The sequence below is a fragment of the Corynebacterium sp. HMSC056F09 genome, assembly GCF_001815785.1.
Taxonomy (GTDB): domain Bacteria; phylum Actinomycetota; class Actinomycetes; order Mycobacteriales; family Mycobacteriaceae; genus Corynebacterium; species Corynebacterium hiratae.
The window spans coordinates 1-1,068 of sequence record NZ_KV821977.1 but is presented as its reverse complement, the minus strand read 5'-3'; the positions used below and the strand labels follow the sequence as shown (position 1 = coordinate 1,068).

Sequence of the window (1,068 nt, the reverse complement as noted above, 5' to 3'; positions counted from 1 at the left end):
CCAAGCCGACCGAGCCGACGGACGAGCCGAGCGCAAGTCCAACGACGACGGTGACGGTCACCACGACGGTCAATCCGTCTGAGCCCGAGCCATCCGAGGATCCCTCGGAGCCTCAGCCGACTTCTGAAACCCCAACGCCGACGCCTTCTGATAGTGGCACTACGACGGTAACTGTCACTGAGACAAAGGAGTCTCCGGAGCCGAAGCCGAGTGAGGAGCCAGAACCCTCTGGTACCGCAAAGCCGACGACGTCCAACACGGCTAAGCCGACCACCACGGTAACGGTGACTGAGGATCCGTCTCGTCCGAAGCCGTCGGAGGAGCCGACCACAGACAAGCCGAAGCCGTCAGAGGACCCGACTGTAACGGTGACTGTGACAGAGACCAAGGGCACGCCGGAACCGAAGCCGACCGACGAGTCGACGACTCCGTTGGTTCCGACTGAACCGACGGATCCGACTCAGCCGAACGAGCCAAATGAGCCGAACGAGCCAGGTGAGCCGGGAGAGCCGGGCAAGCCAGGTGAGCCTAACGAGCCTCGTATACCTGAGCTCGGTGGGTTGTGGCCGCTGCTCATTCCGCTGGTTCTTGTGCCGCCGGTCTTGAGTCACTTCTTCAAGCCGCCGCATGATCCTGCACTGCCGCAGAAGCCGTTTGAGCCGCTGAAGCCGCTGGATCCGAAGGCCCCGGCCCCTGGCGAGGCCCCGCAGCCGCAGGCACCAGGTGAGGCTCCGAATCAGCCGCAGGCACCAGGTGAGGCAGCACAGCCGAGTGCTGTGGAGTCCAACAACAATGCTCAGCCGAGCCAGAGCGACAATACCACTCGCTCTACTAGCTCGCCCTCGAGCACGAAGGACTCCAAGAAGAGCTCCTCTTCTAGAGCCCTGGCGAATACCGGTGCAAATATCCTGTGGCTACTTGCCGCAGCATGGGCACTGATTGCTGGAGCAGTACTGCTTCTGCGTCCTGGTCGCCGCAAGGAGTCCTAGTCCGCTAGGAAGCGTCAGGGCCGGGCTGGCCCTGAAGACACGGTTTACTGGCTCTTCCGGTTTTGGGGTGCGTAGCGGG

General features: G+C 62.7%; 1 pseudogene. It reads left to right on the top strand.

From position 1 onward, the window contains the following. Positions 1–989 (top strand): annotated as a pseudogene (locus HMPREF3056_RS13575) (hypothetical protein); the annotation flags it as partial. Positions 990–1,068: the final 79 nt, after the last annotated feature.